18 protein-coding genes are annotated in these 21192 nt (G+C 60.4%); 7 read left to right on the top strand and 11 right to left on the bottom strand.

Features of this window, described 5'->3' with window-relative positions:
- Positions 1 to 139 precede the first annotated feature (139 nt).
- From LDN85_RS16740 to LDN85_RS16750, 3 genes are all read left to right on the top strand, one after another.
- A complete protein-coding gene (locus tag LDN85_RS16740; RefSeq protein WP_051420707.1) occupies positions 140 to 1216 on the top strand; it encodes an LCP family protein in 1077 nt (358 codons plus the stop codon).
- Positions 1217 to 1699: 483 nt separating this feature from the next.
- Positions 1700 to 3163 carry a sugar transferase gene (locus LDN85_RS16745; protein WP_223943590.1) on the top strand — a complete coding sequence of 488 codons (1464 nt, stop codon included), beginning with the start codon at positions 1700 to 1702 and terminating at the stop codon, positions 3161 to 3163.
- 52 nt (positions 3164 to 3215) lie between these two features.
- Positions 3216 to 4511 (top strand): hypothetical protein, encoded by a 1296-nt coding sequence (locus LDN85_RS16750; RefSeq protein WP_223943591.1) that lies wholly within the window; start codon positions 3216 to 3218, stop codon positions 4509 to 4511.
- 13 nt (positions 4512 to 4524) lie between these two features.
- On the opposite strand, the gene LDN85_RS16755 is transcribed toward LDN85_RS16750, so the two are convergent.
- The 10 genes from LDN85_RS16755 to LDN85_RS16800 form a co-directional block, all read right to left on the bottom strand.
- On the bottom strand, positions 4525 to 5292 hold the full coding sequence (locus LDN85_RS16755; RefSeq protein ID WP_223943592.1) for a WecB/TagA/CpsF family glycosyltransferase: 768 nt from the start codon (positions 5290 to 5292) through the stop codon (positions 4525 to 4527).
- The gene (locus tag LDN85_RS16760; protein WP_223943593.1) at positions 5285 to 6304 is read right to left on the bottom strand and encodes a glycosyltransferase; all 1020 of its coding nucleotides are present in this window, start codon (positions 6302 to 6304) and stop codon (positions 5285 to 5287) included. Before LDN85_RS16760 ends, LDN85_RS16755 begins: the two co-directional genes overlap by 8 nt.
- Before the next feature lie 184 nt (positions 6305 to 6488).
- Positions 6489 to 6773 carry a PqqD family protein gene (locus LDN85_RS16765; RefSeq protein ID WP_223943594.1) on the bottom strand — a complete coding sequence of 95 codons (285 nt, stop codon included), beginning with the start codon at positions 6771 to 6773 and terminating at the stop codon, positions 6489 to 6491.
- Complete coding sequence (locus LDN85_RS16770; RefSeq protein ID WP_223945479.1) at positions 6770 to 7714, bottom strand: nucleotidyltransferase family protein; 945 nt, start codon at positions 7712 to 7714, stop codon at positions 6770 to 6772. The genes LDN85_RS16765 and LDN85_RS16770 overlap by 4 nt, the downstream gene beginning before the upstream one ends.
- Positions 7715 to 7717: 3 nt before the next feature.
- A complete protein-coding gene (locus LDN85_RS16775; protein WP_263422068.1) occupies positions 7718 to 8860 on the bottom strand; it encodes a hypothetical protein in 1143 nt (380 codons plus the stop codon).
- 71 nt (positions 8861 to 8931) lie between these two features.
- On the bottom strand, positions 8932 to 10179 hold the full coding sequence (locus LDN85_RS16780; protein ID WP_223943595.1) for a polysaccharide pyruvyl transferase family protein: 1248 nt from the start codon (positions 10177 to 10179) through the stop codon (positions 8932 to 8934).
- Positions 10176 to 10796 carry a signal peptidase I gene (gene lepB, locus LDN85_RS16785; protein ID WP_263422069.1) on the bottom strand — a complete coding sequence of 207 codons (621 nt, stop codon included), beginning with the start codon at positions 10794 to 10796 and terminating at the stop codon, positions 10176 to 10178. The genes LDN85_RS16780 and lepB overlap by 4 nt, the downstream gene beginning before the upstream one ends.
- Before the next feature lie 107 nt (positions 10797 to 10903).
- On the bottom strand, positions 10904 to 12028 hold the full coding sequence (locus tag LDN85_RS16790; RefSeq protein WP_223943597.1) for a hypothetical protein: 1125 nt from the start codon (positions 12026 to 12028) through the stop codon (positions 10904 to 10906).
- A gap of 147 nt (positions 12029 to 12175) precedes the next feature.
- Complete coding sequence (locus LDN85_RS16795; protein WP_223943598.1) at positions 12176 to 12820, bottom strand: hypothetical protein; 645 nt, start codon at positions 12818 to 12820, stop codon at positions 12176 to 12178.
- A 189-nt stretch (positions 12821 to 13009) separates the two neighbouring features.
- Positions 13010 to 13798: a helix-turn-helix domain-containing protein gene (locus LDN85_RS16800; protein ID WP_223943599.1), complete on the bottom strand. Its 789-nt coding sequence runs from the start codon at positions 13796 to 13798 to the stop codon at positions 13010 to 13012.
- A gap of 232 nt (positions 13799 to 14030) precedes the next feature.
- On the opposite strand from LDN85_RS16800, the gene LDN85_RS16805 reads away from it, so the two are divergent.
- Positions 14031 to 15560 (top strand): polysaccharide biosynthesis tyrosine autokinase, encoded by a 1530-nt coding sequence (locus LDN85_RS16805; RefSeq protein ID WP_051420711.1) that lies wholly within the window; start codon positions 14031 to 14033, stop codon positions 15558 to 15560.
- A complete protein-coding gene (locus tag LDN85_RS16810) occupies positions 15557 to 16186 on the top strand; it encodes a low molecular weight phosphatase family protein (RefSeq protein WP_223943600.1) in 630 nt (209 codons plus the stop codon). Before LDN85_RS16805 ends, LDN85_RS16810 begins: the two co-directional genes overlap by 4 nt.
- Here LDN85_RS16810 and LDN85_RS16815 read toward each other — a convergent pair.
- Entirely contained in the window at positions 16183 to 16596 is a 414-nt protein-coding gene (locus LDN85_RS16815) for a VanZ family protein (protein WP_223943601.1), read from the bottom strand. The genes LDN85_RS16810 and LDN85_RS16815 overlap by 4 nt on opposite strands.
- Positions 16597 to 16805: 209 nt before the next feature.
- On the opposite strand from LDN85_RS16815, the gene LDN85_RS16820 reads away from it, so the two are divergent.
- Both LDN85_RS16820 and LDN85_RS16825 read left to right on the top strand, forming a co-directional pair.
- A complete protein-coding gene (locus tag LDN85_RS16820) occupies positions 16806 to 20264 on the top strand; it encodes a response regulator (RefSeq protein WP_223943602.1) in 3459 nt (1152 codons plus the stop codon).
- Positions 20261 to 21172 carry a diguanylate cyclase gene (locus tag LDN85_RS16825; RefSeq protein ID WP_026541260.1) on the top strand — a complete coding sequence of 304 codons (912 nt, stop codon included), beginning with the start codon at positions 20261 to 20263 and terminating at the stop codon, positions 21170 to 21172. The genes LDN85_RS16820 and LDN85_RS16825 overlap by 4 nt, the downstream gene beginning before the upstream one ends.
- Positions 21173 to 21192: the final 20 nt, after the last annotated feature.

Below are 21192 nucleotides of genomic sequence, written 5' to 3' on the forward strand. Positions count from 1 at the left end.
GGACCGCATTAGGTTCAACCAATAGGGCAATTTGCCGGGAAGTGGGATCAGGGTCCAGCTGTGCCAATACATTCCAGCTGAAGCCGCGGGTTTGGCACTTGATAGAATCAACATTGCTGATGCCGACACCTAGGAACACATGACTCTCCCCACTGATACTGACAATTCCCCTGAGGTGTCCCCTTCCGGACATCGGAAAAGTGGCAAAAAGACCGCACGGAACGTCCTGATTGGATTCGCCGCCGCGGTACTGGTGATCGGCCTTGTTGCAGGTGCCTATGTATTCAACCTGGCACAGACCTTCAACTCCGGGACTACCAAGATCGATGTCGCATTCCCGGACGAGTCCACCCGCCCCCAAAAGACCGAACCCATCAACGGCACAGCTGCAATGAATATCCTCGTGATGGGCAGTGATACCCGGGGGTCCTCCGAAGTGGACGTGGAAACCGACGCTTCCACCGATCAACGGGCCGACACCCTGATGCTGGTGCATATCCCCGCTGACCGGAAGAACGTTTATGCCGTGTCCCTGATGCGGGATCTCTGGGTGGATATCCCCGGGAAGGGCGAGTCCAAAATCAATGCCGCCCTTGCCTATGGCGGCGTCCCGCTGATGGTCCAGACGGTGGAATCCCTCTTCCAGCAACGCATAGACCATGTGGCCATGGTGGACTTCGAGGGCTTCAAAGGCCTGACAGACGCCCTGGGCGGAGTGGAAATCGATGTCAAAATCCCGTTCTCGCCCAACTCCGGCCCCATGAAGGGGCACGTGTACGCGGCAGGCAAACAGACCTTCAATGGCGACGAGGCCCTCGCCTTTGTCCGCGAACGTAAATCCTTCAGCGACGGGGACTACCAGCGGGTGCGCAACCAGCAGGCCTATCTCAAGGCGATCATCAGCAAGACCATCGCCCGGGAGACCCTGACCAATCCGGTCACCGTCAACAACATGGTTTCCTCAGTATCACCGTTCATCAGCGTAGATAAGAGCCTGGACGCTGCCGCGATTGGAAGCCTCGCGCTAGGCATGAAGGATCTCCGGGCCTCCGATACCGTGATGTTCACCCTCCCCACGCTGGGAACGGGCACCTCAGCTGACGGACAGTCCATTGTGGTGGCGGACACCAACGCGATCTCCGAAATCGCAACTGCCCTGTCAAAGGACCAGTTGGGCCAGTATGTGACGGCTCACGGGCTCGAAAAGGGCAACTGAGCCCTCACGGGCCGGGGTGCCGCGGGGTTGCTCCAGGCACTGTCGTTGCCCATCAGCCAAGTTTGCGCGCAAACTACTAAAGTTTGCGCGAAATGGATCGGCGAGACCCTATAGCCCCGGATAAATGGTCCGAATTGCACGTCAGCCAATTTATCAGCAGCCTTGGATTGCGCAATTAGTAGGTCTTTCTGCGCATAATGGATCTTGGCAGCAGCCTTGCAGTCGAGATTCAGATGCGAATCGACCATTACCAATTCGCCTAATTTGGGATGCCTCTGGCGCCCCTTTACGATTACCTTTGAAACGTCAAGTCACACCATCAGGTGTTCCGGGCGTCTTTGGTTTCATTCGCTCCATTGGGGCGTTGGGGGTATGGCTATGGGGGCTGAATCGTGATTAAAACCGTTGTGCTGTGGAACGAGATATCGCGGTCAGCCGCAAGGCAGCCCGGCAATACGACCCTGCAATTCCAGGGCTAACCCCATGACCACCTTTGTCTCCGCCACTCGCGAAGTCGCTTTTGCTCCAGGCTCTACATGGCTGCGTGCCCAAAGCATCAAGATGAGATTCCTTGATCTCGCCTGCATTGTCATCGCGGTGGGTGGGGCCCACCTGCTCCGATTCGGCACTGCTGATGTCACCGTTGCCGGCGGGGACACGGAGTTGTCCTACACAACTTTGTCCGTCGTCCTGATCCTGACCTGGACGGCCGCGCTGGAGTTCGGCGGGACGAGGGACCCCAAGGTCCTTGGCACAGGCAGTGACGAATACAAACGCGTGGCCGTTTCATCCCTGTGGTTGTTTGGATGTTTGGCCGTGGTCTCCTACGTCTTTCAACTGCAAACAGCCCGGGGATACGTCTCAGTGGCACTCCCCCTGGGCGTCATTCTCCTTCTAACGGTCCGCTTCGCTCAACGCCGGAGCCTGCACCGGAGCCGGCTCGAAGGACAGAATCTTCACAAGGTCCTCCTGATCGGTGCGCCGAACAACGTCAACCACCTCTCAGACAAGCTGAACCAGCACATCGTTTCCGGTTACAAGCCAGTGGCAGCCTTGCTCTCCGATTCAGTGTCGACTGCCGCCACCAATTTGCCCGTGCTTGGCTCCTCTCCTAGCGTGGACATGGTCCTGAGCTCCATCGACCAGACCGGAGCGGACACAGTGGCGGTCTGCGGCGGAGCACACCTTGACCCCGCCTTCCTACGGCAGCTGGGCTGGGCACTTTCCGCCCGCGATATCGGGATGATCGTGGCCCCGGCCCTCACGGATATCTCCGGCCCCCGAATTCACATGCAGCCCGTTGCCGGACTTCCACTGATCCACGTCACCACGCCAAAGCTTGAAGGCTTGCAGTCCATCGCGAAGCGTGGGTTTGATATCGTCGCATCCGCCGCCATCCTCGCGGTGCTCTGCCTTCCGATGGCCGTCGTAGCATTCCTCATCAAGTTCGATGGCTGCGGACCCCTCTTCTTCCTTCAGCAGCGCATCGGCAAAGCCGGCGAATCGTTCAAGATGTATAAGTTCCGTTCCATGCGAGTTGATGCAGAAGCCCAACTCCACGCGCTCTCCCAGCAGAACGAGGGCAACGGCGTACTTTTCAAGATGAAGGATGATCCCCGCGTTACACGGGTAGGCAAGTGGATCCGCCGGTACTCCATCGATGAACTTCCCCAGCTCATCAACGTGCTGAAGGGGGACATGAGTTTGGTAGGACCACGTCCGCCACTGCCAACAGAGGTGGCAGCCTACGAGCAACACGAACATCGCAGACTCATGGTCAAACCCGGAATTACCGGCTTGTGGCAGGTCAGCGGGCGCAGTGACTTGTCATGGGAGGAATCAATCCGCCTTGATCTCTACTATGTGGAAAACTGGTCTCCGGCGCAGGACCTGATGATCCTGTTCCGGACACTCCGGGCCGTGCTCGCACGAGACGGCGCTTACTAATGTCCGCAGGCTGCCAAGGGTCTTCACGCAGCGGACGAGGGGATGGACAGATTTGACGTTCGAACGTCCGGAGCGCTCAAGCAGGATCGCTTATTTCCGTGGATTGACCTTTACCCCAGCGCAGCCAGGCTGGTTGGTTGGGGTGCTGGCAATTGGGGCATTGATCACGGGACTGGGACAAAACGTCCTTCTTACTTACTCATCCTTCGGGGGTTTTAACCTCATGGATGACGTGTTCATTTCGTTGATGTTCCTTGTCGCCCTCACGCGCCTCGCGAACCGCTTCAATGTCCCCGCCCTGCTGGCCGTCATCTGGATCATTGCCTGCATAATTGCTCTTTGGCGGACTAGTGACGAGAGCATCATCCCGGGAGATTCAGCCTTCTTCCTCTTCCGTCAGGTATGCATGCCGGTCCTGGTCATCGTCTGCGGCCTGGTGATGACCCGTCGGGAATGGCGGTGGATTCTTTTCGTGGTCCTTGCCATTGGAACACTGAATGCTGCCTACATCGGGTTGGAGGCTCTAGGCGTTCGTCTGGTGGATCCCACCCCATTTGCCGTCTTGAGTAAGACCGCGATTTATCCCAACGGCTTACCCGGCTACTACATGTCGTTCGACCTAAATGGTGAGCTGGCCGTCCGCGCAGGCGGCCTCTACCTCAATCCACCCACCACCGGCATCGCCACAGGGGCTGCTGCTGCATTGGCCTTCCATGCACTCCGCTTACGGGGGCGGATGCTCTTGGTTGTGGCCTTAGGACTGGCCACAGTTGCCACCATTAGCCGCGCCGGCATCCTCCTGATGTTGATCGCCATCGTAGGTCCCTTGCTCGCCCGCAAGATCCATCCCCTGCTTGCGCTTCCCTTGCTCGGCGTCCCGGTTCTCATGGCTGGCAACAACATCGCTGACTTGGGTAACTCGGACTCCCACGTCGATGGCCTGACCGTAGGCATTGAGCACGCATTTGAATCCTTGATAGGACGTGGGTTCGGCTACGTCGGGAACTTTGCCGGGAGGGCCGGTGAGCTGCAGGAAGCATCTGAAAGCCTTGCCGGGATTGCCTTCTCTGCAGCGGGCCTGGTTACCGTCGCCATCTACGCCGCGGCGCTATTTGTAGCCATCTTCGCCATACTCAGACAGCCTCGGAGGTGGGAGTTCTACCTCGCACTCGGAGCACTGGTCATCGCCATGTTGGCGGAGACTGCGGGCTCCATGAACGCCACTGTCCCGCTGTGGCTTCTGGTCGGTGCTGCATTCGGCGCCGGCAAGAAGGCCGTTGAGCCTGCGGCCACACAGGACCAACCTGAAAGCTCAGCAGCGGAAGCACCGTTGGTCAGACGACGCTGACCCCCTGAGGATTCTAGGAGCGCTGGCTAATTCTGGTCTTGAGGGTCAGCAGGACAAATTGAGTATTCCCCACCAGGTATCGTTTCAAGAGCCGGCGCGGTTCTTGAACAAATCTGTAGCACCATTCAAGACCCAGCTTCTGGATCCACAGAGGGGCTCGTTTCAGCCGCCCCGAGATCACGTCAAACGATCCGCCGACGCCGAAAGCCAGCCCGACGTTGAGTCGGTGCTTGTGCTCAAGGACGAAGTGTTCCTTCCTGGGACTGGGCAGTGCCAAAAAAAGGAGGTCCGGTCTGGCCGCGGCTATTTCCCTCACCACGTCCAGTTCATCCGCCGGGGTCCAATATCCGTCACGGAATCCCACCACATCCACGCCGCGGGTAGTGAATATCCCAGCCACAGCCTGCACCACATCGTGCCGGGCACCCAGCAGAAAAACGCGGTCGCCGCGCTCAGGGGCGGACTTGATGAGCTCCAAAAAGAGATCAATTCCGGAAACACGTTCCGGAGCTGGTGCTCCCAACAGGCGGCTTGCCCAGACAATCGACTGGCCATCGGCATTGCTGATGGCACTGGTCTCCACATATTCCCGGAGTCTCTGGTCTTCCAATGCTGCCAAAACAATGGAGGCATTCAGGTCTGCCCGCCAGTGCCCGCGTTCAGCGATGAGCCGATGGCACAGTTGAACGGATTCACTCATGGTCAAGGTATCAAGGGGCAGGTCGAAGACGCGCTTCCGCTGTCCTTCGTGAACCGCGTCCGTCAGTTGCTGCTCAGTCATCTCCGTGAATCCATTCCGAAAGTCGGGCGAGAGCCCTGCTCTGCTCGTACACCCTGTCGGTCCTCAGCTCAGTAATTCGTTTTTCAAACTCGGCCTGCCTGTGGGCCGCTTCCAGAACAGCGCTGGCATATCGTTCGGCCTCAGGTGAGACGGTCAACGCCGATTCACCAAAAAAATCCTTCAGCACGTCGGTGTCAGAAGTGACCAAAGCTTTGCCCGCGCACATGGCCTCATAGCCTGCCCGCTGCATGGTCTCTTCCTCGGTTGTCGGGGCCAGCAAAACATTGGCGTGACCCAGGAGCCTCAGATATTCATCCCGTGAGACGAATCCAGGGAAAACAGTGTTGGCCGGATTGCAGGCCTCAACGAAGTCCTTGGGTGCCCGGCCAGTGAAAACCCATGAAATATCAGTTGCGAGGTGCGTTGCGGCGGCGAGCTCATCGAGCGGCTCATCGTAGGAGTATGTGATGGGAACGAGCGCGTAGCTGCCGCGAACGAGATACGTCAGTGCCGGGTCTTCGAACGCTCCAAGGCTGTCGACATCCGGGTACGTCTCGATGAGGTCGTGAAGAACCAAAGCTTCAGCTCCTTGGTTCCGTACTTTGCCGGCCAATGATTCATTGGTGACGATCGCGAGATTCGATCCGCCCAGCAACCTGGCAACAAGATTGGTGGACCATTTCCACTTGGGATCGTGGAAGGTCCCGGTATGCAGGTCTCCGCAGATGCGCACGTTCTTTCCGACGGCGGCCCTCACCGCGAGAAGGGCAACAACCGGCGGTTGCATAACGATCACGGCAGACGGCTTTTGGCTACGTAGATACTTCCAGGTGGACGTCCACAGACGCAGATACCTCAGGGGCAGCGGCCCTGTTCCTCCACCGTCAGACCACTCACGGATGCCGAGAGTACGAGCGATTCCTTCACTTCTGCCATGGAAATCAATCCAGCTCACAAAAACCGGGGACTTCTCCCCCGCGGCGATGGCACCGGACGTGAGCGAGGTACTCATTGGCCTACTACCCCTATGCACTCAGCATTTCGGGCACGGCGGTGCCGGAGCTTCGTTTTCATAGATTTCTCCCCCATGAAATTGGCCGGCGTGGACAGATCATTTTTCCGGCCGACATACTGGACAACCGCGATCTGGTCCCCTTGGCAATTCTACGTTATTCGTGTCATTTTCTTCGGACCTATCAAATCACGTGAGCCAAACCCGCTGACTTCAATTCGGTGAGAAAGGCAATCGCTTGTTCCGTGATCTCTTCAGGCTCGATTCCGAATTCGTCCGCAACGCTGCGGACAATGTCCGGTTCGGCTCTTGGCGCATCAGCAGTCCCAAGAGCAAGCCATATGGCCCCAGCCGCTCCTTGAAGCGCCCGGGGCGAAAGCTCAGCGTCGATGTCACGGAGATCGAGTACGTAGACGGCGCCATCGCGAACTTCGAAAGCCACGTCCACAGGCCTATACCATTTGTTCATTTGGTCCCCATGTTCTTGAGAATACTGAGGGCAGCTGAGGGCAATGTCCTGATACCTCTGGCAAGCCTTCTCACACGGGCCGCGACGAGCCTGGAAGAATCCGATTCCGCCATGCCTGGATCCTTGCGAAGTTCGTCGTTACTGGGATAGATAGCCCGGAAGAACACCTTTATCTTGGACTTCCAGCCAGCCACAGTTATCGCATACAACCAGCTGCCGGTGGTGGCTTCCGAACTGGTTTGCCGGTTAATTTCCCAGCGTGACTGTTCCTGGGGCGTCAGATCATCGAACGTTCCGCCGACGCCCAACTCCCTCAACTCGCGTTCGAGGATGCTTCTAAAGCGCCCGACGTCGGCCAACAGGCTCAATGCCGCAGCCTGAGCGGGGACTTTGTCCGCTCGCAAGGCAGTCATAATCTCATCGTGTTGCCTGTGTTCTTCAACGTTGGGCGAGTTCCGGTGAAGGTGGAGAAGAGCGATCACAGCATTTGCTTCCCGGCTGGCGGTGTTGACCCTGACATTGGCTAACTCGACTTGCGTACGGGTCTCCCACAGAAGATCAAAGACTTCGCCCGCCGGTCCAAAGAAGCCAGGAAAGTAGCTGTGAACATCGATGTCGCTGGGCCATTTTTCATGGATGAGTGTTCTCGAGTGCGGTTCCAAAATGCTGGGAGAAAACCGCACATCGCGGTCGTTCCACCCATGCCGGGCCAGGATCTCGCAGAATTCGGACATCTTTGCGGGTTCCACCAAGATATCGGCGTCAGTGGAAATCTTGTGAGTGCGAAGTCCCAGTTTTTCTAGGAGCGGCCCCTTGATGGCCAGGACCCTCACCCCGTGCACGGTGGCAATCCGATCGACGAGGGCGTAGGCAAGAGGAGTAGCCACCGCCACAGGAAGCGTCACAGAAACTTCGTCAACGACGTCAGCATCCGGTTCCATCACTTAAGCTCGTCCCTTTCTGCTTGTCCGTGTTGACCGGAGGAACGCAAGACCCGGTACCAGCATTACGGCATATGCAACCGTTCCGGCTACGGCGGCACCAACGGCTCCCCATGGAGACAACAGCACCATTCCCACAACGCTGAAGCAAACCGCGGTCAGTGTGGCGAAAGCCCGGATACGGGCATGACCGGTCTTAACAAGAATTCCATTGACCAGGAAGCCCAGCCCTTTAGCCCATCCCCCCAGAGCCAAGATAGCCGCGGGTACTACAGCACCTTGGAATTCCTGCCCGAAGACCCACGGGATGATGAACCACAGCGTTCCAATGCACAGCAACACGCCGGCTGTCATGACCAAAGAACACCACTTGACGACCGTAACGAATTCAGCAGGTTTCCGCAGTCCGTTGCTGCCAGCCATGGCTGCATCCCGGAACGGCTTGGCTGCGACAGTAAAAAGCTCCGCTACCAGCAGGGCGATCGCATAGTACCCAAGTTGCTCAGCGCCGATAAGAGGCCGTAGGACAATCGGGTCCAGGTTAACCAGCAGCACTCCGCCAAGTCCGCCTATCACGGCCCAGTTGAGAGTTTTCAGGGGCCTGATGGTGGCCCTTCGCATGGTCCTGGCTGGTTCAAACGATCCAGCCCGGCGAACACTGACTGCGGCGAAGGAGAGATAGAGAAGTCCGAGTACCTGCGGGAGAATCAGTGTCACTACCGCGTTTTTCAGGGTGAGATGACCCGATATAAAGAGCCCCGCGGTCAACATCAGGCGGGATAGAGCCGTAACCCACTTCTCGATGGAAATCGCCAGGATCATGTTCCGGTTCAGGGCCATCCCGCGTTGGAGCACCGCGGCAGCAAAGATTACCGCCCCGGTTCCGAGCACCCACAACAACTCAGAGTGAAGAAAACCGGCTTGAGCAAATGCCAGCGCTGCGCAGAACGCCATGGCGAACGCACCCAGTATCACGGCAACCCAGACACCCAGTCGGAACCTTCGGAGCCAATAGTTGCCGTAGACGGCCAGTGAATCAGAGGCTCCCAGTCCTAGGATCGATGCGGCCACCACGATGATCGATTGGCTGGTTGCAAAGTCACCCTGACCAGAGGGACCCAGCGATCGAGTAAGAAGCGGAGCCACCAGCAACGAGCTTAGAGGCACGAGCACCGAGCCCAGTGCATTCATCACATGGTGCCGGCGCTTGACAGTTGCTAGAGCAACCATGATGGGGGACGGCTCACAAAAGCCGGGGTGGTCCGTGCAGCATGGCTTGCGTCGCCCACGGCCTGTTTGGCGAGTTCCACTATGCGTTGGGCAGAAGGGTGGCTTTCCCAGGAGAGCACGAACCGGTCAGCGTCGTACCATTTGAATTGGCCGGAGAACTTGTCCACGTAATCAAGGCCCACACACGGCACGCCTTGGCTAAGGGCGGCCACGCCCGCATGCATCCTCGCTGTGACCACCACGGTGGCCAAAGCCAACATGCCCTTGGCCTCTTGGGCATTCCGGGGGACGGCCGATATCAGCCTCTCACCGGACCGGCCTCGAACCATGGTTTCGGACAAGGCAATATCGCCCGGATCTTGCCGGACATCGTGCGCGAGGACGACGACAGAAAAACCGGCCCCCAACAATGCATTCGTGTAGGCCTTGAAACGTGAAGTGACCTCGTGGATACCCATCCCATTGAACGCCGCAAGGTGCGCATTGGGAACCACGATGGCTGTAGGTCCATCCTGCGCACTGACCCATGCGCCCAACTGTTCAACAGCCGGCGTCGATGCGGGCTTCATGTAGGCCGCGACATCCGGGAAGACATTCACTTTCCTTTGAAGCGCCTCGACTACCCGGGCCTGCGAATTCGTATCTCTTGCGGTCAACCGGACTCGTGGGTCCAGACGACGCAAGGCTGCCAAGGCATCTTGGCTGGCGTTGCGGCGAAAACTGAAATTGGCGAGTTCCGCGTTCCGGCCTTGGGCCGCAGCAACGTTGAGGAGGCTGACCCTCTGGGTGATGGATCGGATCCCATAGGCCCCATCGACGGAGTCGGCCCCCAGGACGACGATCCTTTGGGCGTCCGTCAGCGTCTTCAGTTTTCGTGCATTAACGTGCATCCGCCCGAGCCCAATGACATCGTCAAAGGTCTCCATTCCGACGACTCCCATTTCCGACCACGGTTCCGCCGAGCCGGGAGTCAGCAAATGTGGGGTTCCGGAGGCAGCCAGAATGCTGTCACGGCTCCCCTGAATCATTCCTTCATCACCGAAGGAGCCGTAACTCGCTGGAGAGAGGACCGCGGTGCGTGCCGGAGCCGTCTTGGCTGGTTTTTCCAACCCCAGCAACCGTCGTTGTGCGGTGACCAGGGTGGGCGCCGCTTGCCCGGCCACCAACCGGTTGAAGTTACCCAAGCCGTTTCCCCGTTTCTTGCCGCCCAGCGTGGTCTGCAGGCCAATTGTCATTGCGTGCCCCCATGGCTGATCGTCAGGTATTCGTCATTGCCCCATTTGTTGAACGGATAGAGGAACCCATCCACCGTGCCCACCAGATCGGATCGATGAGCCGTTTTGAAACATGCGCCCGCCGCGTCCGCGCTTCGGCACCCTGAGACAGAGTCCTCCGAGTTGGAGCGGTGATCACCCAGAAGCAGATACTGGCCTTGGTCGAGTCTGATGGGATCGAAACAACGGGGTGAAATTGCCTGCGATGAGCAATCAAATGCGGTGGCTTCGAAGGCCAGGTCCTTGAACACATACGGTTCGTTGATCGCCTCACCGTTGACCCTGACTTGTCCCCGATCCGAGCAGCATTCCACGGTATCCCCCGGCAAGCCCACGACACGCTTGACCAGAAATTCGGTGTTGCCCGGGCCAATGCCCGTTAGATCGCCGAACCAGCCGACAGCTGTCCGCAGCGCTCCGTGTTCCGGCGAAGATCCCCAACTGGCCGGTTTACGGAAAACCACCACATCCCCGCGTTGCGGTTCGGAGAAGAAGTACGCCGTACGGTTCACCAGAACACGGTCACCAATCTCCAATGTCTGCTCCATGGACGCTGATGGAACGTGATAAATCTTCACTAGGAAGCCTTGAATCAGCGCTACGACAATCAAGGAGAAAAGCACGTGGATCCATGGCGAGCGAAGTAGCCGTCGACGACGAGTAGCTACCTTCACTGATTCAGGGCTCAAGGAGCTGGCACCGAAACACGGACAACCAGGCCAGCATCCACCAGGGCATCAAAGACTCCAACGACAGCTCGGTTGAGCGACTGTTCCGGCGGCGATCCAAACCTGTGATCCACCTCTGATGCAAGGGATTCGAAATCGAAGCCTTCGCACAGCAGCCTCCAGACCAAAGGGCCAACACCGTCAAGGACGTGGACCACGCGGTCAGCGTCCAGGATGGCTGTCTGGCCGTCGGCTTCCACCGCATCCATGACCGGCGCCGGTACGAAGCGTTCTGCCGCGAAGGGATTCCGGACCCCGGAAGAGTCAGAGGGAAGAACCGCAACCCAAGCCTCCGGTACCGACCGCCGCATGAGCTTTGAAATGACAGGAAGGACCTGCACTGCGTCTGTGTAAGTCAATCGCTGGATTGCTCCGCACCGATCCACATGCTTGGCGATGGTTTGAAGCGGTTTGTCTAGATCAGCCAGATAGCTGGCCTCCGGTACCAGCGCGGCAAGCGCCTCACAAAGACCCACGTCTGTTACGTCGGCTTTGGCGATTATTTCCTGAACGCGCGAAAGAAGCACCAAACCAGCTAGTTGCAGAGGCCTGGCCGGGAGCCCCTTGAGCTCCAGGTCAGAAGGTGCCACCTGCGCCTTGTAGATTTCGCCGGGCTGGATCACCGATAACGGCTTGCGGTACGGATGGACTGTGCCGTCGAGGTCTATTCCCACAGTTTCATCGGTGACATAGCCGTACACCGCGCCGAGCTCTCGGGCCAAGGTTGTCTTGCCCCTGCCGGATGGACCGATGAAGGCCAGGACGTGTCCGGAATCATCCGCGATTCCGGCTGCATGCAACATAAGAAGGGTGCCCCGTTGGGCTTCAATGGCAGCCAAGGTTGTGTGGGTCGACAACTCAGCCACCGAGCCCGCAAATCCATCCTGATCAGGAAAGGGCCATAGCAACTCCGATATGTCATTCTCCGTACCCTGAATCACGGCTTCGCGTCCAACCTCAGCATCCTTCCATGGCTCTTGAAGTTGCTTGGCCAAATTCATATCAAAAGCATGTCCGGCAAGATCAAGGCGGATCCTTACCAAGCCACCCAAGGCATTCACCAGCATGTCACTGGTCTGCATGTATCCACCCCAAATTCATCGGCCCGGCGTACTGGAAGAATTCAAGCACCAGGCCCGGAACGATCATATTTCAGACAATCCGGACATGCGAAAACGCGTAAGCCAAATGGCCCACGCGTTTTCGCATGAAATGTACCGGAGTGTGAACTAGAGCAGACCGGCCCCGACAGGTACGGAAATGCTTCCGCTGCCCGTAATAGTTCTTGTGCCGAGGTTCACGGAAATAGTCACGGGGAACGTGGCAAGAGCGCTGATGGCAAGGAGATCGCTGGTGCCAGCAAGACCGAAAACAATCGGGAGTGACAGGCTGCCGTCGCTGGCAATTGTCACGGTTTGCGTGCCGGTCCACGTCGTGATCGGGAAACCGTATGGCGTACCGATAATCGGAGTGGTCTGGTAAGTCGTGGTCCTCTGACCGGCGCTTGTCACGACTCCGTCGTAGGAGTAGACACCGAAGCCGCGAGCACGTCCTAGAGGAAGGTTGATGCCCAAGGGACGCGCAACGGTTACGGTGACTGTGGCGGTTTGGGAAACTGCACCAGGGCCATTGGTGTAGGTGACCGTCGTCGGGACAGTAACCAAGGCCTGAGCGGTGAGCGTGCCGCCACCGTCAAGCAGGTTGAGGCTGAGGAGGCTGGTCGAGGAGGCCGAGAAGGCCACGCTCAGCGTGTTCACGGACGCTACAGCGGCCGGAGCAGCCACGGCGGCGGCGATAACGGGCACGGACCAGGCGGCGCCCTTGACGACTGCGCGGCGGGAGTGCGGCTTGGAAACGGTAACTTCGTCGCTCATTGCTCTTCTTTCAACTCGGAATGAAAACCATCGGTTGGAATCCAGCACATGCCGAGTTCCCCCATCAGGAATAGACATTACCCACGCCTTTTTGGCTGAAAGCGACAGATTCACCCCTTGCGGGAACTTTGTCGCTGAACGGTTCAAGGTCTGCGCGAAACGTCCTCTGCCGTTACCGGTACGTGGCGCTCAGGACGCTGCAGCCTCACTCCCACGGCGTTCCCGGAGGTCCCGCGGCCCGCAGCCATACAGCTCATCCAAGGCCCTGCGCAGGGCAGCCGTTGTCCCGAAGCCGGTCTGCTCGGCGATTTGCTGGACGCTGAGAACGTCATAGCGCGCATCCGTGAGCAGCGTCCGCGCCAGCCTGCCGCGCTGCCTGCGGATCTCCGCAGCGATGGAATTTCCCACTTCCGCGAACGCGGCCTGGACCCGCCGCAGCGACGACTGGACGGCCTTGGCCACAGCTTCGGGGTTCAGCTCCCGATCAGCACAGCGCTGGGCAATGACCGCCATGGCCTGGTCGCGGAGCACTGAGGTCAATGACGTGGAATTCCAGGAAACACCGCAATGATCGAGCAGGAGGCTGCCCGTGAGTTCCAGGAGGATCTGCTCCGTGGCATAGAGCTCAATGGCTGAACCGTGCCGGGCGGGTTGGTTCAGAATTGCCCCGATAAAGGCCTCAGCAGCATCATCGAGCCGTGAGCGGACGGGGGTGATGGTGACGCTGTCCAGCGCGTGCGGGACGAAGGTCTCCGCCGCACTTCTCTGGATCCTGATTCGTTTGGCGTCCGCTTCGCCGATGAACGGAGACGGCAATCCCCTGCCGCCGGGGACCACAACAACCGACTGGCTGGCGGGAAGCTGCGCCCCTGAAAGGGGGTCCCGAATGAGTCCGGACGCTACGAAATAAATGTCCACAGTGTCGTCTAAACCGACATCGAGGGCGTTGAAATCCCCGGAAAGCGAACTGATAGTCAACTCGCCGAACACGCATTCTGCATGCCGCTGAAGACCCTGTTGATCCTGCGCGAAGTACACCGCTCCCATTTGGAGAAAGTCAGTATCCTGCATTTTTCATAAACCCCCCATCCCACCGTAAGGTGGGTATCCCCTTTAGGTCAGCACGTTACGATACTTACAACGCAGTGCAAGAACTGCGTTCTTTTTGTGTCGACGTGTCGACGCCACACTGCATCAGGGGGACAATTTCATGGAGCTCACGGACTATTGGAAGGTCCTGCGGGCGCACTGGATTTCAGTGATTGCCATTACCGTGTTGGGTGGAATAGTCGCTTTCGGCTGGACTTTGACTCAAACCAAGGTCTTCAGCGCCGATGCCAGCGGCATCATTTCAGTGGGTGTCAATAAGGATCTGGGAACGGCCATGGCCGGTGAGAGCTACTCCAAATCCCGGGCAAAGTCCTACCTTGACGTCGCCAAATCACGGTCAGTGGCAGAAACCGTTATCCAGGACCTCAAGCTCCAAGGAACCTCCCCTGAGCAGCTGATCAGCCGGATCTCCGCCCAGAATCCGCAGGACACCGCCACCCTGAAATTCTCCGCGCAAGCCAGCAGCCCGGAAGGTGCACGCGACCTCGCAGAGGCGTGGGTCAGGGGCGTCGCAAAGCAGGTTGCCGAGCTTGAAAAGGGCAGCAACAGCAGCGAAACCTCCATTGTCAGCTTCCGCTCGCTGGATGCTGCACAGCTTCCCACTACCCCGACCTCCCCCAACACCAGGCTCGCGTTGATGATTGGCGTAGTTGCCGGCTTGCTGCTGGCAATCGGGTACGCACTGCTCAGGAACATCTTTGACCGCCGGGTCCGTTCCGCGGTCCAGCTGGAAGCCGAAACCGGCGTCGCCGTTATTGGAACCGTCCCGTTCCACAACAACTTCGACGGCGTCAACCGCCTCGTGATGTCCCGCGGTGGCAACGATCTTGAGAACAAAAACCACCAGGACTACGCCGTAGCCGAAGCCATCCGCGAGCTCCGGACCAACCTCCAGTTCATGGACGTTGACGAGCCGCCCCGAATCATCGTTGTCACTTCCGCACTTCCGGGTGAAGGAAAAACCACGGTAGTGGCCAACCTGGCCCAAACCATCGCAGCCTCCGGCCAGCGCGTCGTTGTGGTGGACGGCGACCTCAGACGCCCCACCGTTGCCAAGACCTTCGGACTGTTGACCAACGTAGGCCTCACCGATGTCCTCATCGGCAGGGCCACGCTCAACGACGTCCTGCAGCCATGGGGCGAAAGTGGCGATCTCTTTGTGCTCGGTGCCGGCTCAGTACCCCCGAACCCCAGCGAACTTCTGGGTTCCAACGTCATGCGGACGCTGCTGGAAGACATCGCCAAACACGCGATCGTCCTGGTGGACGCCCCGCCGCTGTTGCCGGTGACGGACGCAGCAATCCTTACTGCCCGCACGGACGGAGCCCTGGTGGTCAGCCGCGCAGGCAAAACCACCTACGACCAACTCAAGCGTGCACTGCAGAACCTCGAACGAGTCAAGGGCAGGCCCTTGGGTCTGATCATCAACGGCGTTTCGCGCAAATCCTCCAAGGGCGAGGACTACGGGTACCAGTACTACACGTACTACAACCGCAAGGACACCGGCGAGGAAGCTGCAAAGGCCAATCACGTTCCAGCAGCTGAGTCCACTCCAGTGGCTGCCACGGAGCAGGTCCAACTCACCGACCAGCGTCGTGGCCGCCGCCGCGAAAGTACCAACGCCCTGTGAGCGTGACCGGCCAAGGTGCCCAGCCGCCGTCGTCCATTCTGACCGTCTGCACCGGCAACATTTGCCGGTCACCGCTGGCCGGGCAACTGATCCGTACGCGGCTCCAGGACCTCGGAGTGACCACCTTCGAGGTAGTCAGCGCCGGCCTGCATGCGGCCGTTGGGGCACCCATGGAGCCCTTTCCCGCCGCCCTGTCCAGGGAGTACGGCGGCAACCCGGAGGGCTCTGTGGGCCGGCAGATCTCTGCCGAAATGGTTGACGCCGCCGCCCTGGTGCTGACCATGACCCGAAAGCAGCGGGACGAGCTGGTGAAGAAATATCCCGGCGCCGCGCAGCGCGCGTTCACCATGGCCGAGTTCGCCCGCTCGGCAGCGAACCTCCCGGCGGGCGAAGGCACGGCAGCTCCTGCCGCCGCCAGCTGGGCGTCAGTGACCGGCGCAGCGACAAACACACCCCTGGCCGGCTTAGTCAGCCGTGCTGCAGCGGTCCGGTCAACGGCCGGCTTGCGGGACGAGGACGACATTCCCGATCCCATCAACGCCACCGAAGCTGTGCACCGCGACGTCGCCCGACGCATCGCCGGCCACAGCAACGAGGTCGCGGAAATCCTGCGCAAACACCTCTAGGCGGCAAGTCTTTTCATCAACCAGAGGCCCACCAAGGCCCCGGCGGTGTTCGCCACGACATCCGAGATCGCCGTCACCCGGCCCGGAATCACCAGCTGCACCGTTTCGATCAACGCCGATGACCCGACGGCGAGCAGCCCCGTTGTCCACCAGGTCCACAGCCTGGGCCCAAGAAGGCGCACAAACGCTCCGAACGGGATGAACAGGACAATGTTGGCAGCAAACTCCACGCCCACTGCAGCGGTTTCGAGTGGCAGGCCCAGCAGCGAAAGCCAACCGGCGATGACCCCCACGAACCCCGTCACGGTGCTGGCTTCACGCGCCGGGAGGAAAACCACCAAGGCCAACGCCACCAGATATACGCCGAACGAGGCCTGGATCCACCGATGGGCGATCTTCGGGTAAACCACCACCAACCTCCTCCGGATCGCGCGTGCCTGCAGCCATCAACTATAGGTCCTGCCCCTGCCCCCAGGGTTTCCTCCGGCCTGTCCTGCTCTCCGCGGGCGTTTTCGGCGTATGCTCTCCTCAGCGCAGGCAAGACGCGTTGTTCGCTTTTGGTGGGGCCACTTTCTAAGGCAGGGGTTCAGTGGCAGGAGTGAAGCACGGGGTTCTTCCGATGCGCTCGACAGCACGGCACGGATGGCTACTTTTCCTGGTGCCCGTAATGCTGTGCCTGGTGTTGCTGGCCGTCGGATTGGCAAGCGGATCAGGAACGACGACGGCGCAACTCGCCGGTGACCTGGCGATCCTTCTCGCTGCACTCGCCGCGCTGACCACCCACACGCTCGCGGCCCGTCGCCGGAAGGACAACTCCGCTGGCCGCTGGTTCATCGTGGCCGGTCTGGCCGCCTGGAGCGCCGGGCAAAGTGTGTGGACCATCAACGGCATCGCCCTGGACCACCAGTATCCCTTCCCGTCGTTCGCGGATATCGGCTTTGTTTGGTACGCCCTGCCCACCTCCATTGGCCTGGTCCTCCTCTTGAGGGGCCAGGGGCTGCGCTTGCCCCTTCGCCGCACCATCCTGGATGCCGGGGTGGTGGCCAGCTCCACCTTCTTCATCGCCTGGAGTTCCGTTCTGGGGCCATTGGCGTCAGCCACGGACCAGGATGCCTTCTCCCGAATAACCCAGATGGCGTACCCCATCGCGGACGTCCTCATGGTCTCCGTGGTCATCGTCCTGACCATGCGAGCGGCCCGCGGACGCCGGCTGCCGTGGCTGAGCATGGCCCTCGGTTTCTGGATCCTGGCCATCACCGACCTGACATATATGAGCCTCACCCTCCAGGGCATCACCGGGGTTACAGGTTCCCCCTTGGCCTTGGGCTGGGTGCTGGCCTTCCTGCTGGTAGGGCTCAGCCCCCTGCTCCCCGAAGCGGACAGCACGCGGAAGGACGGGCGGGCCTACGCCGCAGCACTTGAGCTGCTCCCCTACGTGCCCGTCTTCAGTGCGGTGTTCTTCTCCCGCACGCGTCCCATTGGCGAGGACCCCATCCTGCTGGTCACCGGGCTGGTGGTAGTGGTCTTCGTGATTGTGCGACAGGTGCTGATCGTCGTCGAAAATGTGACGCTGACCCGCGATCTCGAATCGAAAGTGGCAGAACGTACTGCCCAGCTGGAAGGACTCGGGGCGATCGTCAACTCCTCCGGCGACGCCATCATTGGCGAAACACCGGAGGGCGTCATCACCAGTTGGAACCCCGGAGCCGAACGCATCTACGGATATCCGGCGTCGGAAGCAATCGGCAGGAAGGGTGACTTCTTTGTTCCGGCCAACCTGCTGGAAAAAGAACGCCAAGCCTTGGAATCCACTGCCCGGAGCGGCGAAGTGCAGAACTACGAAACCGAGCGGAAGCGTGGTGACGGTGCCACCATCCCCGTCTCGGTGACCCTGTCCCCCGTCCGCAGCGAGAACGGAATCCGCGGCGTCGCCACCATCTCCCGCGACATTACCGAACGCCGGGCTGCCGAAGTTGAACTGCTGGCGGCACGTGAAGCAGCCTTGGAAGCCAGCAGGCTCAAGTCCGAGTTCCTGGCCACCATGAGCCATGAGATCCGGACTCCCCTCAACGCCGTCATCGGGCTGACCTCCCTCATGATGGACACGCCCCTCAGCGAGGGTCAGCGGCAGTACGCCCAAGGAGTCAAGGGCGCCGGCGAAGTCCTGCTGACGCTGATCAACGACATCCTGGACTTCTCCAAACTGGAGGCCGGGAAAGTGGATCTGGACGTCAACGCCTTCGATCCCCGGGCCCTGGTGGACGAGGTGGCCGGGTTGGTTGCAGAGGCAGCCCAGGGAAAGAACCTGGAACTCATCTCCTACTGCCACCCTGATGTCCCGGAACGCCTGATGGGCGATGCCGGCCGTATCCGGCAGATCCTCCTGAACCTGTCCTCCAATGCCGTCAAATTCACCCCCGCCGGCGAGGTCGAAATCCAGATCTCCGTGGTCAGCCGCGATTCGGACAACGCGTCCCTGAGGTTCGAAGTCCGGGACACGGGCATTGGAATCAGCGCCGCGGACCATCACCGGCTCTTCGAATCGTTCGCCCAGGCAGATGCCTCCACCACCCGCCGCTACGGAGGCACCGGGCTGGGGCTGGCGATCTCCCGGCGGCTCACCGAGGTCATGGGTGGCAGGATCGGTCTGGAAAGCGCACCGGGCTCGGGCAGCAAATTCTGGTTTGTCCTTGAACTTCCCATCGGTCCGGCGCCAACGGACACAGGAACCTTGCCCGCCACACTGGCCGGCCGCAGGGTCCTGGTGGTGGACGACAACGCCACCAACCGTTTGGTGCTGGAAAAGCAGCTCGCCAGTTGGGGCATGGAGCCGGTAGCCGTTGCCGATGCCGCCTCCGCCATGGACGAGTACCGCACAGCCGTGTTAACACACCACCCTTATGACATTGCCGTGGTGGACATGTGCATGCCCGACACCGACGGCTTGGAACTGGCACGCCAAATCAAGGACGAAAACGACGGCGCCGGGTCGCCGGGAATCATCCTGCTGACCTCCACCATGCAAGTGGAAAGGGGCGACCTCCTCAGCGCAGGGATCCGCGAATACCTCACCAAACCCGTGCGAAGCTCAGAGTTCTACAACCGGCTCCTGCGCCTGATGGCCACCCGGATTCCGGGTTCCCCTGCACAGCCGGTGCAAGTGGAGGCAGTTGCGTTGACAGAGCCGGTCCCGCGCCTGGGCAAACTCCTGGTGGCAGAGGACAACGAGGTCAACCAGTTGGTGGCCCGCGGCATGGCGAACAGGCTGGGCTACGACGTTGAGATCGTGGACGACGGCGCCAAAGCAGTGACCGCAGCCCTCTCCGGAAAGTACGCAGCCGTGCTCATGGACTGCCACATGCCGGTCATGGACGGATTTGATGCCACCCGGGCCATCCGGGCCAGGAACGGTCACGCGGCCCGGATTCCCATCATCGCCATGACCGCTGGAGCCTTGAACGAGGACCGCGAGCGCTGCTTCGCCGCGGGCATGGACGACTACATCAGCAAGCCCGTGGACCTCGCCAAGCTCGCTGCCGTGCTGACGCGCTGGGTTCCGGAACAAGAGCAAACGTCGACGGCGGTGGGCGGCTTTGCGCCCGGAGCTGCGGTGGGCGTCGCGCAGGTGCCGGCGGCAGCATCGGCGTCGAACGTTGGCGTTGACGGCGTTGGTGTTGACGGTGACGTCCTTGCTGGCGCCGCTGTTCTTGACGCCGTGGTCCTTGACGCCGACAGACTGCAGATCCTCCGCGAGCTCGGTCCCGCCGACGGTCTGGGCCTCTTGCCCGAGGCAGTCCGGGCCTTTCGACAGGACTCCCAAACCACCATGGAAGCCCTGCGTACCGCACTGGGCGCCGGGCAAGCGTCCGCCGTCGAAGCGGCCGCCCACAAACTCGCCGGCGCAGCCTCCAACATCGGAGCCGCCGGCGCCGCAGCACTCTGCAAGGATCTGGAACGGCTGGGCCGCGAGGCAGTGCCGGACCTGGCATCGCTCGGCATACCGGTGCTGACGCGGTTGCAGTCAGAACTCGAGCAGGTGGACGTTGCCCTCGAACGCACTCTCCAAGGAGCTTCATGAAAGTCCTGATCGCCGACGACGACCAGATCTCCCGGATGATCACCAAGGCCGCCGTCGAGCAGTCCGGCCATGAGTGCATCGTGGCGGAGGATGGCGACTCGGCCTGGCAGCTGTACCAGGAGCACGGCCCCGAAGCCGTAGTTACGGACCTCATGATGCCCGGCCTCAACGGCCTGGACCTCTGCCGCGCCATCCGTGCATCCGAGGCGGACGGCTACACGTACCTCATCCTGGTGACCTCACACGGTTCCCGGAAGGATGTGCTGGCAGGCATGGAGGCCGGTGCGGACGACTACGTCACCAAGCCCTTGGACCCGTTCAGCCTTCACATCAGGCTCCTGGCTGCCCAGCGGATCACTTCCTTGCACGCAGACCTTGCCCGCTACCGATCGGCACTGACCGAGCAAGCGCGCACGGACCCCCTCACCAAGCTGCGCAACCGCCTGAAACTCACGGAGGACCTGGGCCTCCTGCACAGCCTCGACGATCACGATTACTGCCTTGCGATGGTGGACGTGGACAACTTCAAGAGCTACAACGACATCTACGGGCACCAGGCCGGTGATGCCGCGCTGGTGGCGATCGCAACAACCCTTGCCCGCGAAGTCCGGAAAGCCGACGCCGTCTACCGCTTTGGTGGCGAGGAGTTCCTCCTGGTCCTCTACGACCAGTCCCCGGCAACCGCCGCGGCCGTCATGGAACGTGTCCGGTCCACCGTCCATGCCCTGAGGATCGAGCATTCCGGGGATCCAGACGGTGTCCTGACCATCAGCGCCGGAGTCTCGGCCTTCACGGACGGGCACCGGGCGGGCAGCGAGCAACTCCTGCGTGAAGCCGATCTTGCCCTCTACGCGGCGAAGGCCTCCGGCCGAAACCGGGTGACTCTGGCCGATGCCCTCGCGGAATGAACGGACAGGGATGGTAGCTG

Source organism: Arthrobacter sp. StoSoilB20, assembly GCF_019977295.1.
Taxonomy (GTDB): Bacteria; Actinomycetota; Actinomycetes; order Actinomycetales; family Micrococcaceae; genus Arthrobacter; species Arthrobacter nicotinovorans_A.

Excerpts from the sequence above, each read along its gene's own strand:
- LDN85_RS16765 (WP_223943594.1), bottom strand. The coding sequence starts at position 6,773 with ATGAACAAATGGTATAGGCCTGTGGACGTGGCTTTCGAAGTTCGCGAT.
- LDN85_RS16790 (WP_223943597.1), bottom strand. The coding sequence starts at position 12,028 with ATGCAGACCAGTGACATGCTGGTGAATGCCTTGGGTGGCTTGGTAAGG.
- LDN85_RS16755 (WP_223943592.1), bottom strand. The coding sequence starts at position 5,292 with ATGACTGAGCAGCAACTGACGGACGCGGTTCACGAAGGACAGCGGAAG.
- LDN85_RS16820 (WP_223943602.1), top strand. The coding sequence starts at position 16,806 with ATGCGCTCGACAGCACGGCACGGATGGCTACTTTTCCTGGTGCCCGTA.
- LDN85_RS16760 (WP_223943593.1), bottom strand. The coding sequence starts at position 6,304 with ATGAGTACCTCGCTCACGTCCGGTGCCATCGCCGCGGGGGAGAAGTCC.
- LDN85_RS16745 (WP_223943590.1), top strand. The coding sequence starts at position 1,700 with ATGACCACCTTTGTCTCCGCCACTCGCGAAGTCGCTTTTGCTCCAGGC.
- LDN85_RS16805 (WP_051420711.1), top strand. The coding sequence starts at position 14,031 with ATGGAGCTCACGGACTATTGGAAGGTCCTGCGGGCGCACTGGATTTCA.
- LDN85_RS16795 (WP_223943598.1), bottom strand. The coding sequence starts at position 12,820 with ATGAGCGACGAAGTTACCGTTTCCAAGCCGCACTCCCGCCGCGCAGTC.
- LDN85_RS16780 (WP_223943595.1), bottom strand. The coding sequence starts at position 10,179 with ATGACAATTGGCCTGCAGACCACGCTGGGCGGCAAGAAACGGGGAAAC.
- LDN85_RS16825 (WP_026541260.1), top strand. The coding sequence starts at position 20,261 with ATGAAAGTCCTGATCGCCGACGACGACCAGATCTCCCGGATGATCACC.
- LDN85_RS16770 (WP_223945479.1), bottom strand. The coding sequence starts at position 7,714 with ATGGAACCGGATGCTGACGTCGTTGACGAAGTTTCTGTGACGCTTCCT.
- LDN85_RS16740 (WP_051420707.1), top strand. The coding sequence starts at position 140 with ATGACTCTCCCCACTGATACTGACAATTCCCCTGAGGTGTCCCCTTCC.